Origin of the sequence: Catenulispora sp. GAS73 (genome assembly GCF_041262085.1) — a bacterium.
Taxonomy (GTDB): Bacteria; Actinomycetota; Actinomycetes; order Streptomycetales; family Catenulisporaceae; genus Catenulispora.
This window is the reverse complement of sequence record NZ_JBGCCM010000008.1, coordinates 305,103-318,784: the sequence shown is the minus strand read 5'-3', so window position 1 is coordinate 318,784 and position 13,682 is coordinate 305,103. Positions and strand designations below refer to the sequence as shown.

General features: G+C 70.7%; 13 protein-coding genes. 5 read left to right on the top strand and 8 right to left on the bottom strand.

The window, feature by feature from the left end; all coding sequences use genetic code 11:
* Positions 1–64: 64 nt before the first annotated feature.
* The 7 genes from ABH935_RS14940 to ABH935_RS14910 all read right to left on the bottom strand — a co-directional run bounded on the left by ABH935_RS14940 (position 65) and on the right by ABH935_RS14910 (position 7,718).
* Positions 65–859, bottom strand: a complete 795-nt coding sequence (locus ABH935_RS14940; RefSeq protein WP_370378466.1) for a hypothetical protein — start codon at positions 857–859, stop codon at positions 65–67.
* Entirely contained in the window at positions 852–1,370 is a 519-nt protein-coding gene (locus tag ABH935_RS14935; RefSeq protein ID WP_370378465.1) for a SigE family RNA polymerase sigma factor, read from the bottom strand. The genes ABH935_RS14940 and ABH935_RS14935 overlap by 8 nt, the downstream gene beginning before the upstream one ends.
* 175 nt (positions 1,371–1,545) lie before the next feature.
* A complete protein-coding gene (locus ABH935_RS14930; protein WP_370378509.1) occupies positions 1,546–2,580 on the bottom strand; it encodes an SIS domain-containing protein in 1,035 nt (344 codons plus the stop codon).
* Positions 2,581–2,601: 21 nt separating this feature from the next.
* Positions 2,602–4,317 (bottom strand): glycoside hydrolase family 3 protein, encoded by a 1,716-nt coding sequence (locus tag ABH935_RS14925; protein ID WP_370378464.1) that lies wholly within the window; start codon positions 4,315–4,317, stop codon positions 2,602–2,604.
* A gap of 14 nt (positions 4,318–4,331) precedes the next feature.
* Positions 4,332–5,219 (bottom strand): carbohydrate ABC transporter permease, encoded by an 888-nt coding sequence (locus ABH935_RS14920; protein WP_370378463.1) that lies wholly within the window; start codon positions 5,217–5,219, stop codon positions 4,332–4,334.
* Positions 5,219–6,187, bottom strand: coding sequence for a carbohydrate ABC transporter permease (locus ABH935_RS14915; protein ID WP_370378462.1), 969 nt, complete (start codon positions 6,185–6,187; stop codon positions 5,219–5,221). Before ABH935_RS14915 ends, ABH935_RS14920 begins: the two co-directional genes overlap by 1 nt.
* Before the next feature lie 130 nt (positions 6,188–6,317).
* Entirely contained in the window at positions 6,318–7,718 is a 1,401-nt protein-coding gene (locus ABH935_RS14910) for an extracellular solute-binding protein (RefSeq protein WP_370378461.1), read from the bottom strand.
* Between the two features lie 433 nt (positions 7,719–8,151).
* Between ABH935_RS14910 and ABH935_RS14905 the strand changes: the two genes are divergently transcribed.
* The 3 genes from ABH935_RS14905 to bioB all read left to right on the top strand — a co-directional run bounded on the left by ABH935_RS14905 (position 8,152) and on the right by bioB (position 10,780).
* The gene (locus tag ABH935_RS14905) at positions 8,152–8,961 is read left to right on the top strand and encodes a GntR family transcriptional regulator (RefSeq protein WP_370378460.1); all 810 of its coding nucleotides are present in this window, start codon (positions 8,152–8,154) and stop codon (positions 8,959–8,961) included.
* Between the two features lie 73 nt (positions 8,962–9,034).
* Positions 9,035–9,763 (top strand): dethiobiotin synthase, encoded by a 729-nt coding sequence (gene bioD / locus ABH935_RS14900; RefSeq protein ID WP_370378459.1) that lies wholly within the window; start codon positions 9,035–9,037, stop codon positions 9,761–9,763.
* Between the two features lie 3 nt (positions 9,764–9,766).
* The gene (bioB, locus tag ABH935_RS14895; RefSeq protein ID WP_370378458.1) at positions 9,767–10,780 is read left to right on the top strand and encodes a biotin synthase BioB; all 1,014 of its coding nucleotides are present in this window, start codon (positions 9,767–9,769) and stop codon (positions 10,778–10,780) included.
* A 163-nt stretch (positions 10,781–10,943) separates the two neighbouring features.
* On the opposite strand, the gene ABH935_RS14890 is transcribed toward bioB, so the two are convergent.
* Entirely contained in the window at positions 10,944–11,804 is an 861-nt protein-coding gene (locus tag ABH935_RS14890) for a helix-turn-helix transcriptional regulator (RefSeq protein ID WP_370378457.1), read from the bottom strand.
* A 96-nt stretch (positions 11,805–11,900) separates the two neighbouring features.
* Here ABH935_RS14890 and ABH935_RS14885 point away from each other — a divergent pair, with 96 nt between their 5' ends.
* Together ABH935_RS14885 and ABH935_RS14880 are read left to right on the top strand one after the other, a co-directional pair.
* Entirely contained in the window at positions 11,901–12,962 is a 1,062-nt protein-coding gene (locus ABH935_RS14885) for an aldo/keto reductase (RefSeq protein WP_370378456.1), read from the top strand.
* Between the two features lie 50 nt (positions 12,963–13,012).
* Positions 13,013–13,627 carry a GNAT family N-acetyltransferase gene (locus tag ABH935_RS14880; RefSeq protein ID WP_370378455.1) on the top strand — a complete coding sequence of 205 codons (615 nt, stop codon included), beginning with the start codon at positions 13,013–13,015 and terminating at the stop codon, positions 13,625–13,627.
* Positions 13,628–13,682 lie beyond the last annotated feature (55 nt).

The following is a 13,682-nucleotide window of genomic DNA, read 5'->3' as shown; positions in this document are numbered from 1 at the left end:
CCCATGAGACGCCCTATGGCGAAGGCCCGCCGAACATCTCGGCGGGCCTTCGCCATACCTCGCGCTACTTCTCCAGCGCCTGCTGCATCTCCGCGAGGACCTTCGCGTCACCGACGGTGCTCTGGAAATCGGTGCCGGACTGCATCACTCGCAGCAGCGCGACCCGGTTGTCGGACTGCACCAGGTACTGGTGGCCGACGGACGGCACGTGGTTCACACCGCCGTCCTGTTGCGTCATCACCCACGACACCCCGTCGGCGGTGTTGACGCCGGGCGAGGTGGCTTCCGCGCCGGAGACACCGGCGCAGCCTCTCGCCGAAACCGCGGTGCGAGCGTCCGCCATGAAGGCGGCTGCCGCGTCACCGTTGGCGAAGGTGAACACGATCTCATTGGCGTCCAGCTTGTGCGCGGTGTCGTACTGGGTCCCGAACTGCACGAACCTCCGGATCTGGAACGACGCGCCCGGGGTGCACTGCCCCACGTATTCGCCGACCTTGACCTGCTTGACATCATCGGTCGGGTCCCCCGCACGGCATTTCGACCGGTCGGCGGCGGCACAGGCCGCCGACAGCTTCCAGTGCCCGAGGTCGTAGCCCGGCCACTGCGCGGCCGGAAGGATGCCTTCGTCGGCGTGGACGCTCGACCCCGTTCCGGCCCGCACCGACCCCGCTCCCCCACCGAGCGCCCCGGCGCCCCCGAGCGCGCCGGCGACCACGGCGACGCCCAGCACCGTGACCCCGCTGCGGGCCCGCAGCGATCGCCTCCGGCCCCGCCGGACCGCGTCCGCGGCCCCCGGCAGCCCGCCCCGCGCGATGCCGTCCTGCACGGACTGTGCGAGCGCTTCATCGAACTCAGACATAGTTCTCCGCTTCCTGGTGCTCATCGGCGTACTCGGAAACGTGGCCAGCCAGCGCACGGCGGCCCCGGGCCAGGCGCGACTTCACCGTGCCGGTCGGGGTGGAGGTCTCCGCGGAGACCTCCTCCACGGTCAGGCCCACCAGGTGGTGCAGCACGATCGCCCGCCGTTGTTCGGCGGGGATCTCGCGCAGCGCCGCGACCAGCGCCAGCCGGTCCGGCGAGGCGCCCGGCGCCTCCTCCAGCCGGGCGCCGCGCCGGTGCGCGCGCAGCCGGTTGGCCGTCCGGCGCCAGGAGCTCACCGCGATGCGGTAGGCGACGGTGCGGACCCAGGCCTCCGGGTCCTCGTAGTCGGCCACCCGGCTCCAGCGCTGCCAGGCCCGCGCGTAGGCCTCCTGGAGCGCGTCCTCGGCCTCGGCCAGATCGCCGACCATCGCGTACACATGGCCGAGCAGCCGGCGTGACGAGGCGCTGTAGAAGGCCTCGAAGTCCGCCTCCGATCTCGCTGAACCCATCAGATCCCGCCCCTTGTCCTCCGATGGTGGCGATCGGCGCCACCGATCGGACACGCCCCGGCCGCCTCGCGGGTTCCCCGGGAGGAAAGAAAATCTCGGGAGGCCCGGAAAAAGACCCGGGGCCCGCCGGTCGTTTCGGACCGGCGGGCCCCGGGCCCACTGAAGCAGAGGCAGCTCAGTGCGTCTGCGTCACCTTCGCCAACGCCCGCGGCGCGTCCGGGTTCAGGCCCCGGCTCATCGTCACGTGGTAGGCCAGTTGCTGCAGCGGCAGGATCTCCAGGATCGGAGCCAGCTCCTCCGGGACGCCCGAAGGGAGCACGAAGCCCGCCGTAGCCCCGGCGACGTGCTCGGCGGATCCGACCACGACCAGGTCGGCGCCGCGCTCGCGCAGCCGCTCCAGCACCGGTTCCAGCGCCGTGCCGCCGGCGCCCTCGGACGCCACCGCGACCACCGGGCTGACGTTGTCGACCATGGCCAGCGGGCCGTGCAGCAGGTCCGCGCCGGAGAAGGCGTGGGCCGGCAGGTAGCTGGTCTCCATGATCTTCAGCGCCGCCTCGCGCACCGTCGGGTACGAGTACCCGCGCGCGGTCAGCACCAGGCGGGAGGCGAAGCGGTAGCGCTGCGCCAGATCGACCACCTCGGACTCCCGGGCCAGCACCGCGGCGGCCAGCTCCGGCAGCGCCCGGGCCGCCGCACCGTCGCCGCCGCGCAGCGCGTCCACCAGGAGCCACAGCGTCAGCAGCTCCGCGGTGTACGTCTTGGTCGCCGGAAGAGCCAGCTCCGGACCCGCCAGGACGTCCAGAGACAGCTCAGAGGCCTGGTTCACCGGGGAGCCGGCGACGTTGGTGACGGCCAGCGTCAGCCCGCCGCGCGCCTCGGCCATCTCGGTGTACGCCACCAGGTCCGGCGAGCCGCCGGACTGCGAGACCGTCACGCACAGCACGTCCCGCAGGTCCGGCTCGGCCCGGTAGGCCGTCGTGGTCGACATCGACGTCAGCCCGACCGGCAGCCCGAGCGCGATCTCCATGAGGTACTTGGCGTAGTACGCCGCGTTGTCGCTGGTGCCGCGGGCGGTGAGCAGCGCGAAGCGCGGCCGGGCCGCCCGCACGCGCTCGGCCGTCTCGCGGATGCGCGGCAGGCCCTCGGTGAGGATCCGTTCGAGGACCGCCGGTTGCTCGGCGATCTCGCCGGCCATGATTTCGCCGGGCATGACGTCGCTCACGTCGCTCACCTAGACCGATCCCTCCGTCAGGAGCCGGGCGACGGCGAGCCCGGACACCAGCGCCGCGCCGTGCGTGGCGATCAGCGTCGCCCCGCCGGACTTCTCCCCCCGACCGTAAGCGATCCCCATCTCGACCACGATCGCGTCGGGCCGGAGGGCGGTCACGGCGGTCACGGCGGAGGCCATCCAGGCGTGCCGGTGCGCGTCGCGCACCACCAGCACCAGCGGACGGCCCGCGGCGGCGGCCACGGCCTCCGACACCCCGGCCGGGGTGTAGGGAAGCGCGACCAGCCTGGGACGCACCGCGGCGAGCGCCTCGGCGGTGTCCTCGTCGCCGGCGAAGCTGGTCGCGGCGCCGGGCTCCACGAACCGCGCGGCCACGGAGCCGGCCGGGAGTTCGGCCAGCACCGGGCTCAGACCCCAGGGCACCGCGTTGCCGGCCGCGTTGTTGGCCAGCGGCACGAACTCCAGGATCGACACCGGGCCGGTCAGCGGGACCAGCGGGGCGCCGGAGACGGTGACGGCGCGCAGGGCGGCGTTCAGGCCGATCTGCTCGGCGTCTTCGGAGTCGGCCGAAGCCGATACCGACACAGCCGATGCCGCCGACGAAGCCGAACCCCCCACGGAAGCCGGAACGCCGTTCGACGACGCCCCGCCCGAGGAACCGCCGGCGCCGGCCTCACCCCCGGCAGCGTGCGTCCCCTCCACGGTCGCACGCTGCGCGGCGGCCCACGCCCCCAGCTCCCGCACCCGCGTCGCGGCGTCGTGCAGCCGCTCGGCGGGCAGCCGGCCCTCGCGCACCGCGTCGACCAGCGCGTCCCGCAGCATCAGGTAGTCGCACTCGTCGCGCAGCCCGCCGCCGACGCAGACCGCGTCGACGCCCGCGGCCAGCGCCAGGACCGTCCCCTCGGCGATCCCGAAGGTGTCGGCGATGGCGGACATCTCGATGCCGTCGGTGACCACCAGCCCGGTGAAGCCGAGCTCGCCGCGCAGCAGGTCCACCAGGACCTTGCGGCTCATGGTCGACGGGAACTCCGGGTCGTAGCGCGGCGCCAGGATGTGCGCGGTCATCACCGACTTCACCCCGGCCTCGATCGCGGCCCGGAACGGCGCCAGGTGCTTGGCCCACTCCTGTTCGGAGTGCTGCACCAGCGGCAGCCCGTGGTGCGAGTCCACGGCGGTGTCGCCGTGGCCGGGGAAGTGCTTGGCGCACCCGGCCACGCCGGCTCCCTGCAGGCCCCTGACATACGCCGCGACGTGCCGCGCCGCCACGCCCGGGTCGGACCCGAAGGACCGGGTGCCGATCACCGGGTTGTCCGGGTTCGTGTTCAGGTCCGCGTCCGGCGCGTAGTTCAGGTTGATGCCGGCGCGCCACAGCGAGCGCCCGATCTGCCGGGCGACCGTCTCGGTCAGCTCCGGGTCGTCCACGTACCCCAGGGCGTAGTTGCCCGGGAACGCCGACCCGGTGGCGACGTCCAGCCGGGTGACGTCGCCCCCTTCCTCGTCCACCGCGACCAGCACGTGCGGGTTCTCGGCCCGCAGCGCCGCCGACAGCTCGCCGGTGCGTTCCGGCGTCGCGGCTATGTTCCGTCCGTAGTAGGCGACCCCGCCCAGGCCGTCCTCCGTCAGGGCGCGACGCACCCAGTCGGGAACCCGGCCGGAGTCGTCGTTGACGAACCCCGGCTGGAGGACGGCGGCGGCGTCGCGCAGCAGTTGTTCTCCCACGCGCGCCGTTCCCCCTACCCCTTCACCGCGCCGGCGGTCAGACCGGTCGCGATGTTCTTCTGGATGGCCAGGAACAGGATGACCACGGGGATCGAGGTGATCGTGGCGCCGGCCATCAGCACGCCCCAGTCGGTGCCGCGCGAGCCGGTGGCGGTCTGGACCAGCCACGCCATCATGTTCTGCTTGCGGGGGTCGTGGTTGATGGTGGTGATCAGGATGAACTCGTTCCAGGCCTGGATGAAGCCGTAGACCGAGGTGGCCACCAGGCCGGGTCCGGTGAGCGGCAGGATGATGCGGTAGAAGGTCTGCCAGCGGGTGCAGCCGTCGACCATCGCCGCCTCGTCCAGCTCGCGCGGGATGTTGGTGATGAAGCCGCGCAGCGTCCAGACCGTGTAGGGCACCGAGAACACCAGGTAGGTGAGGATGATGCCGTACAGGGTGTCGGTCATGTTCAGGGTCTGCAGGGTCTGCGTCACCGGGATGACCAGCACGATCAGCGGGACCATCTGCACCAGCAGGACGGTGAAGATGATCACCTTCTTGCCGGCGAAGTGGAAGCGGGCGATGGCCAGCGCGCCGAAGAACCCGACGACCAGGGAGACCACCACCGCGCCGAGCGTGATCACGACGCTGTTCCACAGGTCGATGCCGAAGTTCGAGGCCTGGAAGGCCCCGGAGAAGTTCTTGAGCGTGGGGTGCTCGGGGATGAAGTGCGGCGTGTAGTTCTGCCATTCGCTGAGCCGCTTCAGCGAGGTGTTGAGCATCCAGTACACCGGGAAGCCCATGACCACGAAGACCAGGATGCCCAGGGTGTTCCAGGCGGCCTTCTTGGTCTTCTTGCGGGCCGCGCCGGGGCGCGGGGCGACGGTCCGGCGACGGCCGGGATTGATGTCGACGCTCATCAGTCAGCGTCTCCGATCCGCAGCATCTGCCGCACGTAGAAGATCATCATCCCGAGCATCGCCAGGATGGTCAGGATCGAGATCGCGGCGCCGAGCCCGTAGTCGCTGTGCCCGAACGCCTGGGTGTAGGAGAAGACGCTGAGCACCTGGTAGTCCGGCTCCGGCTTGGTCTGCCGGATCACGAACACCTGGTTGAACAGCTGGAAGTCCCAGATCACCGACAGCGAGGTGGCGATGATCAGCAGGGGCTTGATGGTCGGGTAGGTGACCGTGCGGAACACCTGGAACGGGTTGGCCCCGTCCATGCGCGCCGCCTCGCCGAGCTCCTTGGGCACCATCGACATGCCGGCGGTCAGCGTCACGGTCAGGAACGGCAGCGCCTGCCAGACCACCAGCGCGATGATGACGATCCAGCCCTGCACCGGGTCCACGAACCAGTCGTGCGTCTTGAACCCGTGGAAGCCCAGCTTGTCCAGCATGTAGTTGATGACGCCGAAGTTCGGGTCGGTGAACCACACGAACAGCTCGACCGCGACGATCTGCGGGATCGCCCAGACGAACAGAAGCAGCGCCATCAGCGGCGTGCGGACCCAGCGGGAGAGCTGGTTCATCATCAGCGAGAGCAGCAGCGCGACGGCCATGGACAGGACCACCAGGACCGCGCAGACCACGAAGGTCCGCTCGACCACGGACCAGAAGTCCGAGCTGCCCAGGACGTCGGAGAAGTTCTGGAACCCGACCCAGTCGCCGGGCTTGTTCGTGTAGAGCTCACGCTTGGTCTGGTGCTGGAAGGCCAGCACCACGATCTTGTAGAGCGGGATCCCCAGCGTCACGACGATCACCAGGAGCGTCGGGATCACCAGGACGTACGGAGTCGATTCGAACCGTCGGCGCTTCGGCGGGCGCTCGTCGCCCAGCGTCGGAGGCGGTTCGAGGGGGCCTACAGCCTTCCCCACTACCGCGGTCATGTGCACACCTCACCTCGTTGAAGAGGCCGTGCCGCGAGTGCGCGGCACGGCCCCCACCGGAAAACTCACCCGGGTGTCGCGGACACCGCCTCCTCGAAGGCGGCGTCCGTACCCCTGAAGAAGTGCTGGATCAGCTCTTGTTCAGGATCGAGGTGATCTGGTCGTCCGCGGCCTTGGCCGCGTCGGCGACCGAGGACTTGCCGGTCGCGATGCTCTCCGCCATGTTCTGCAGCACGTTGCTGGACTCCACGTCGGCCCAGTTCGGGGCGACCGGGGTGAACCAGCTGGACGCGGCCTGGTCGGCCACCTGCTGGCTGATCGCCGGGCCCACCGCCTTGGACAGGTCGGTCTGGTTGTTCGGCAGGTTGCCCAGCGCGCCCTCGGCGGCGTTGGAGGCCGAGTTGGTGTAGGCCTGGATCCACTCCGCGGCCAGCGCCTGGTACTTCGACTTCTGCGCGATGCCCAGGACCGAGCCGCCGAGGAAGGCCGGCGACGGCTTGTCAGCGGTGACACCGGGCAGCGGCATGGTGGCGACCTTGCCCTTGACCTTGGTGTCCTCCAGCGGCGACTTCGGGTCGTTGGGGTTCTGGTTCACCTGCTGCACGGCGCCCAGGTGCCAGGCCGCGTCGTACTCGGCGAAGACGTTACTGGTCTCGAACAGGGTGTCCTGGTCCGACTCGTCCTTGGTGTGGCTGGCCGCGGTGGAGTACTTGGAGACCAGGTCGGACCACTGCTGCAGGCCCGAGATGGACTTGGGGTCCTCCAGGTCGCCCTTCCACTTGCCGTCCGAGCCCTTGACCGCGAACGAGCCGCCCTGGCCGTAGACGAAGGAGCCGACCTGGTACCAGTCCTTGCCCGGGGCGTTGTAGGTGACGAAGTTCGCGTTCGAGGCGTTGGCGGCCTTGACCTTGTCCAGCGCCGCGGTGAAGTCCGACCAGGTGGTCGGCGGGGTGGTCACCCCGGCCGCGGTCAGCAGGTCGGTGCGGTAGATCAGGGTGCGGGTGCCCGCGTAGTACGGGATGCAGTACAGGTGGCCGCCCTGGGTGCAGGGCGCGGACAGGCCGTTGAGCCAGGTGGCGTTGTTGTCGAAGGTCGACTTCGCCGACGAGACGTCGGCCAGCGCGCCGTTGAACGCGTACTTGGGGGCCTCGGTGTTGCCCAGCTCGACGATGTCCGGGACGTCGCCGTTGCCGCCGAGCGTCGCGTCCAGGTTCGTCAGGTGGTTGCTCCAGGTCTGCCAGATGATGTTGATATCAGCACCGGTCTTGGCCTTGAAGGCGGCCGTCGCGTTGTTGATGATCGCCATCCACTTGGGGTTGTCCTTGGGGTCCGAGACCAGCCAGACGTTCAGCTTGACGCCGGTGGCACCGGTCGCCGGCCCGGTCAGCGCCGGGGCGTTGGTCGCGGTCACCGAACCGCCCTGCGAGGGCGCGCCGTTGGACGAGCTGTTGGACTTCGACGAGCTGCACGCGGAGGCCATGAGCGCCACGGCCGCGGCGGCCGACGTCAGGGCTATGAGCTTGCGCCTCATGCCGTACTCCTTGGTGGGTGTGGACGACCCACTGCGACCAACGGAGATAGACCGACCGCGCGACACGGCAACCCTGAGCGATGCCGTCCCGTGCTGCGTTGAATCGGTGTACCCGGTCTCGTGGATCTGGTTGTGGTGTCGAGCTGTCGGGAAAATGCAGAGCGAGTTCCTGCGAAGAAAAGGCGCCTCCTGAAGCGCCTCCCGGCCTTTCCCGATTGGTTTAGACCAGTCCGGAGACTGGCATAGACCACTGGGGTCGTCAAGAGAGCGCGACCCCGGTTGTCCAACCCGTTACCAAGACGCAACCAGCACTGACACACACAATCCCGCCCCAGGTAAACACCGGTTTCCGAACAAAGTCGGCGCCGAGATCAACCCGGCTGGACACACACGCGGGTCCATGGCACTTTGGGCCACGAGGAGGGGCCGTTCAATGACCGCAGAACCCGCGAACATCGCTCTGGAGACGCAGGGCCCGCAAGGGCCGGCACCGGCACTGGAGTCAGGGCTGGAATCGGCACTGGAAACGGTGCGCGTTCCCAAGTACTACCGCCTGAAGCAACACTTGCTGGACCTCACCCAGACGATGCCCCCGGGCACGCCGGTCCCCCCGGAACGCCTGCTCGCGACCGAGTTCGACACCTCGCGCACCACCGTCCGGCAGGCGCTGGCCGAGCTGGTCGTGGAGGGCCGCCTGGAGCGGATCCAGGGCAAGGGCACCTTCGTGGCCAAGCCGAAGGTGGCGCAGTCGCTGCAATTGACCTCCTACACCGAGGACATGCGGGCCCAAGGTCTGGAGCCGACCTCGCGGCTGCTGGAGATGGAGTACGTGGCCGCCGGGGTGGAACTCGGCGAGCGCCTGGGCATCCGGGCCTCGGCGAAGGTGCTGCGCATCAGCCGTCTGCGACTGGCCAACGGCGAGCCGATGGCGATCGAGACCACGCACCTGTCGCAGCAGCGCTTCCCCAACCTGCGCAAACTGCTGGGGCGGTACTCCTCGCTGTACACGGCGCTGGCCGAGGAGTACGGCGTGCACCTGGGCGAGGCCGAGGAGACGATCGAGACCGCGCTGGCCACCCCGACCGAGGCCGGCCTGCTGGGGACCGACACCGGGCTGCCGATGCTGCTGCTGTCGCGGCACTCGATCGACACCGAGGGGGAGCCGGTGGAGTGGGTGCGGTCGGTGTACCGGGGCGACCGGTACAAGTTCGTGGCGCGGTTGAAGCGGCCGGACGGCGAGTGACGCGAGCCGGGGCGTGACCCGACTCACCCCGCGATCGCACGGTCGGGGCCTCAGCCTCCCGTAAAGTCGCGTCGTGTCCATCGTCGTAGTAACCGGAACCAACACAGACGTCGGCAAGACCGTCGTCACCGCCGCCGTGGCCACGCTGGCCGCGACCCGCGGCACCTCCGTGGCCGTCGTGAAGCCGGCGCAGACCGGGGTCACGCCCGACGGGCCGGGCGACCTGGCGACCGTCCAGCGGCTGGCCGGCGTGACCGATCTGCACGAGTACGCCCGCTACCCGGACCCGCTCTCCCCCGCGGCCGCGGCGCGCCGCTCGGGCCTGCCGCCGCTGGACTTCGACGAGACCGTCCGCCGCGTCCGGGAACTGGCCGAGAGTCGCCGCCTGGTGCTCGTCGAGGGCGCCGGCGGCCTGCTGGTCCGCAACGACGAGGACGGCAGCACCCTGGCCGACCTGGCGCACGCGCTCAAGGCGCCGGTGCTGCTGGTCGCGCACCCGAACCTGGGCACCCTGAACATCGCCGCGCTCACCCTGGAGGCGATGGCCGCCCGCGGCCTGGACCTAGCGGGCATCGTGCTGGGCTCCTGGCCCGCCGACCCCGACCTGGCGATGCGCAGCAACATCCGCGACCTGGAGACGATCGGCGCCCGCCCGCTGGCCGGCGCGCTCCCCGAAGGCGCCGGCGCCCTGGACCCGGCCGAGTTCCTCCTCGCCGCCCGGGCCTCCCTGGCCCCGGCGTTCGGCGGCACCTTCGATCCGGCAGAATTTCGGCAGACCTGGGACCCTCGGAAGGCGGCCTGAACCATGACAACCACCGAACAAGACCTCGACATCCTCGCCGAGGCCCGGCGCCAGGTCCTCGACGAGGGCGCGGGGCTGACCGAGGAGCAGGTGCTGCGGGTGCTGCGGCTCCCCGACGAGGCGTTGCCGGAGCTGCTGCAGCTGGCGCACGAGGTCCGCGAGAAGTGGTGCGGCCCGGAGGTCGAGGTCGAGGGCATCGTCTCCCTCAAGACCGGCGGCTGCCCCGAGGACTGCCACTTCTGCTCCCAGTCCGGCCTGTTCCCCTCCCCGGTCCGCGCGGCCTGGCTCAACATCCCCGAACTGGTCGAGGCGGCCAAACAGACCGCGGCCACCGGCGCCACCGAGTTCTGCATCGTCGCGGCCGTCCGCGGCCCCGACGCGCGCCTGATGAAGCAGATGCGCGAGGGCGTGAAGGCGATCCAGGACGCGGTCGACATCCAGGTCGCGGCGTCCCTGGGCATGCTGACCCAGGAGCAGGTCGACGACCTGGCCGACATGGGCGTGCACCGCTACAACCACAACCTGGAGACCGCCCGCTCCCACTTCCCCAACGTGGTCACCACCCACACCTGGCAGGAGCGCTGGGACACCCTGACCATGGTCCGCCAGGCCGGCATGGAAGTCTGCTGCGGCGGCATCGTCGGCATGGGCGAAACCCTGGAACAGCGCGCCGAGTTCGCCGCCCAGCTGGCCGCCCTGACCCCCGACGAGGTCCCGCTGAACTTCCTCAACCCCCGCCCCGGCACCCCCTTCGGCGACATGGAACCCCTGAGCGCGCACGAGGCCCTGAAAACCATCGCGGCCTTCCGCCTGGCCCTGCCGCGCACCATCCTGCGCTACGCCGGCGGCCGCGAGATCACCCTCGGCGACCTCGGCACCGAACAGGGACTGCTGGGCGGCATCAACGCCGTCATCGTCGGCAACTACCTCACGACGCTCGGGCGCTCGCCCGAGGAGGATCTGGCGTTGCTGACGAAGCTGGAGATGCCGATCAAGGAGCTGTCGAAGACGCTGTAGGGCGGCTTTCGCAGTCCGGGTCGGGATGCCGACCCGGACTGTTTGGTTTCCGGCTCCCGGCGAGGCTGGCGGCGCGCGGGACGGTTCGCTGCGACCGGCGGCCCGCGAGATGCCGGCTGCGGCTGGTGCGTACGCCCGCCACCGCGAACGTGGTCCGGGTCGGTCAGCCGATCCGCACCGTCTGCGCCCAAGCCGCCAGCAGCTGCAAGGCCGCCTCGGCCGGCGAGCCCTCCGGCACGGTCTGCATGATCAGCGCCTGATCCGGGTCGTCGGGGGCGCGGAAGGTCTCGTAGTCGAGCGTGATCTCGCCGATGACCGCGTTGCGGTACGTGTAGCTGCCGTGTGTCTTGTCGCGCACGTCGTGCCGGGCCCAGATCCGCGCGAACTCCTGGTTCCGGCACAGTTCGGCGACCAGCGCGCCGAGCGCCGGGTCGTCCGGGTGCCGGCCGATGTCGAAGCGCACGTAGGCCGCGACGTCCGCCATCTTCTTGGCCGGGTCCGCGAACAGCGCGCGGAAGCCCTCGTCGTGGCAGACCAGCCAGGCGAGGTTGCGCTCGTGCGGAGCCAGCGTCCCGAAGTCGGTCAGCAGCGCGGCGGCCAGCCGGTTCCACGCCAGCACGTCGGTGCCCAGGCCCACCACGTAGGCCGGCACGTCGGTCGTGGACTCCAGCAGCCGCCGCAGCCCTGGCCGCACCTCCTGCGGCTCGTGCTTACCAGTCCCCTGATACACGTGCGCCTGGTACGGCCGCGCGAGCCGGTACAGGTGCTCGCGCTCCGTCGCGTCCAGCTGGAGCGCCCGGGCGACCGCGTCGAGGACCTCCTCGGAGAACTGCAACGTCCGGCCCTGCTCCAGCCGCACGTAGTGGTCCACGCTGACCCCCGCCAGCAGCGCCAGCTCCTCACGCCGCAGCCCCGGGACCCGACGCCGGCCGCCGTAGTCGGGCAGCCCCACCTCGGCCGGGTTCAGCCGGGCCCGCCGGGACCGCAGGAACTCACCCAACTCCGCACGCCTGTCGATGCTCACGGTCCTGCCTAACACGCGCGGCGCATCCTGGTCATCCCGTGCCTAGGCATCGCGCGGTCCTGGGTAAGCCGGCGCGCGAGGCGGATCGTCGGAGCCATGACGAACGAGACCATGAACACCGTGCCGGACACTGCATCGCACACGGCACTGGACACCGCCCGCCTCGGCACCACCGACATGACCATCACCCGCGTCGGCTTCGGCTCCTGGGCCGTCTCCGGCAGCGGCTGGACCTACAGCTGGGGCGCCACCGACGACGCCGAGTCCGTCGCCGCGATCCGCCACGCCGTCGACTCCGGCGTGAACTGGATCGACACCGCCGCGGTCTACGGCCTCGGCCACTCCGAGCAGCTGGTCGGCAAGGCGATCGCGGCCTACTCCGACGCCGACCGGCCCTATATCTTCACCAAGGTCGGCCTGGTCTGGGACCCGGAGGATCCGCAAGGCGCGCCGATCCGCACCATGAAGCCGGCCAGCGTCCGCCGCGAGCTGGAGGACTCGCTGCGCCGCCTCGGCGTCGAGCGCATCGACCTGTACCAGGTGCACTGGCCGGACACCGGCGAGGCCTTCGTCTTCGGGGCCGAGGAGGAGGGCGCGGCCTCCCCGAATCACACTCCGCTGGAGGAGTACTGGCAGCTCATGGCCGACCTCAAGGCCGAGGGCAAGATCCGGGCGATCGCCTTGTCGAACCACGACGCCGAGCAGCTGACCGTCGCCGAGTCCATCGCGCACGTCGACGCGATCCAGCCGCCGTTCTCCGCGATCAACCGTTCGGCCGCGCCGGACATCGCGTGGGCGAAGCAGCACGACACCGGCGTCATAGTCTACTCGCCGCTCCAGTCCGGCCTGCTCACCGGGACCTTCTCCGCCGAGCGGGTGGCGAGCCTGCCGGCCGACGACTGGCGCCGCGCGAGCCCGGACTACACCTCCGGCCTGGCCGCGAACCTGCGCGTCGCCGACGCCCTCAAGCCGATCGCCGCGCGGCACGGCGTGAGCGTCGCCGAAGTCGCGATCGCCTGGACGCTGGCCTGGCCCGGCGTCACCGGCGCGATCGTCGGCGCCCGGACCCGCACCCAGGTGGACGGCTGGGTGAACGCCGGCGCGGTAAGGCTGACCGCACAGGACCTGGCCGAGGTCGCCACGGCGATCGGTCTGTGACCCGAGCGATGAACCCGGCCGGCGTCCCCGGCCGGGTTTATCGTGCGCCTATGACGGACCCGACGACGACCATCACCGTTGTTCCCGCCAACCAGGCCTCGTGGGAGGACCTGCGCACGGTCTTCGGCGAACGCGGGGACCCGTATCGCTGCCAATGCCAGTGGTTCAAGTTCCCCTCCAAGGAATGGCGGTCCATGCCGCGGGAGGAGCGCCAATCCCATCTGCGCGACCAGACCCACTGCGGCGAGCCCGACTCCGAGAACACCACCGGCCTGGTCGCGTACCTCGACGGCGAGCCGGTCGGCTGGTGCGCCGTCGAGCCCCGAACGGAGTACCCGCGGCTCCGGACGCTGCGAGTCCCGTGGACCGGCCGCGACGAGGACCGCGACGACCCGGGCGTCTGGACGGTGACCTGCTTCGTGGTCCGCACCGGATACCGCCGGCGCGGGATCAGCCGGGCCCTGACCGAGGCCGCCGTGGAGCACGCCCGGGACCACGGCGCCACCGCGATCGAGGGCTACGCGCTGATCACCGAGCCCGGCAAGGAGATCGTGTGGGGCGAACTGTTCGTCGGGGCGAAGAGCACCTACGAGACCTGTGGCTTCCAGGAAGTCAGCGCTCCGACGCCCCGGCGCCGGGTGATGCGGATCGAGTTCGAGCGGTGAGGATCGGCTTCGAGCGGTGCGGCGACCCTTGCGGAAGCCAGGTGCGGGCGGAAAG

Bases quoted from the DNA above. Each gene is read 5' to 3' on its own strand.
- ABH935_RS14880 (WP_370378455.1), top strand. From the start codon at position 13,013: ATGACGGACCCGACGACGACCATCACCGTTGTTCCCGCCAACCAGGCC.
- ABH935_RS14910 (WP_370378461.1), bottom strand. From the start codon at position 7,718: ATGAGGCGCAAGCTCATAGCCCTGACGTCGGCCGCCGCGGCCGTGGCG.
- ABH935_RS14920 (WP_370378463.1), bottom strand. From the start codon at position 5,219: ATGAGCGTCGACATCAATCCCGGCCGTCGCCGGACCGTCGCCCCGCGC.
- ABH935_RS14915 (WP_370378462.1), bottom strand. From the start codon at position 6,187: ATGACCGCGGTAGTGGGGAAGGCTGTAGGCCCCCTCGAACCGCCTCCG.
- bioB (WP_370378458.1), top strand. From the start codon at position 9,767: ATGACAACCACCGAACAAGACCTCGACATCCTCGCCGAGGCCCGGCGC.
- ABH935_RS14940 (WP_370378466.1), bottom strand. From the start codon at position 859: ATGTCTGAGTTCGATGAAGCGCTCGCACAGTCCGTGCAGGACGGCATC.
- ABH935_RS14885 (WP_370378456.1), top strand. From the start codon at position 11,901: ATGACGAACGAGACCATGAACACCGTGCCGGACACTGCATCGCACACG.
- ABH935_RS14935 (WP_370378465.1), bottom strand. From the start codon at position 1,370: ATGGGTTCAGCGAGATCGGAGGCGGACTTCGAGGCCTTCTACAGCGCC.
- ABH935_RS14930 (WP_370378509.1), bottom strand. From the start codon at position 2,580: ATGCCCGGCGAAATCATGGCCGGCGAGATCGCCGAGCAACCGGCGGTC.
- ABH935_RS14905 (WP_370378460.1), top strand. From the start codon at position 8,152: ATGACCGCAGAACCCGCGAACATCGCTCTGGAGACGCAGGGCCCGCAA.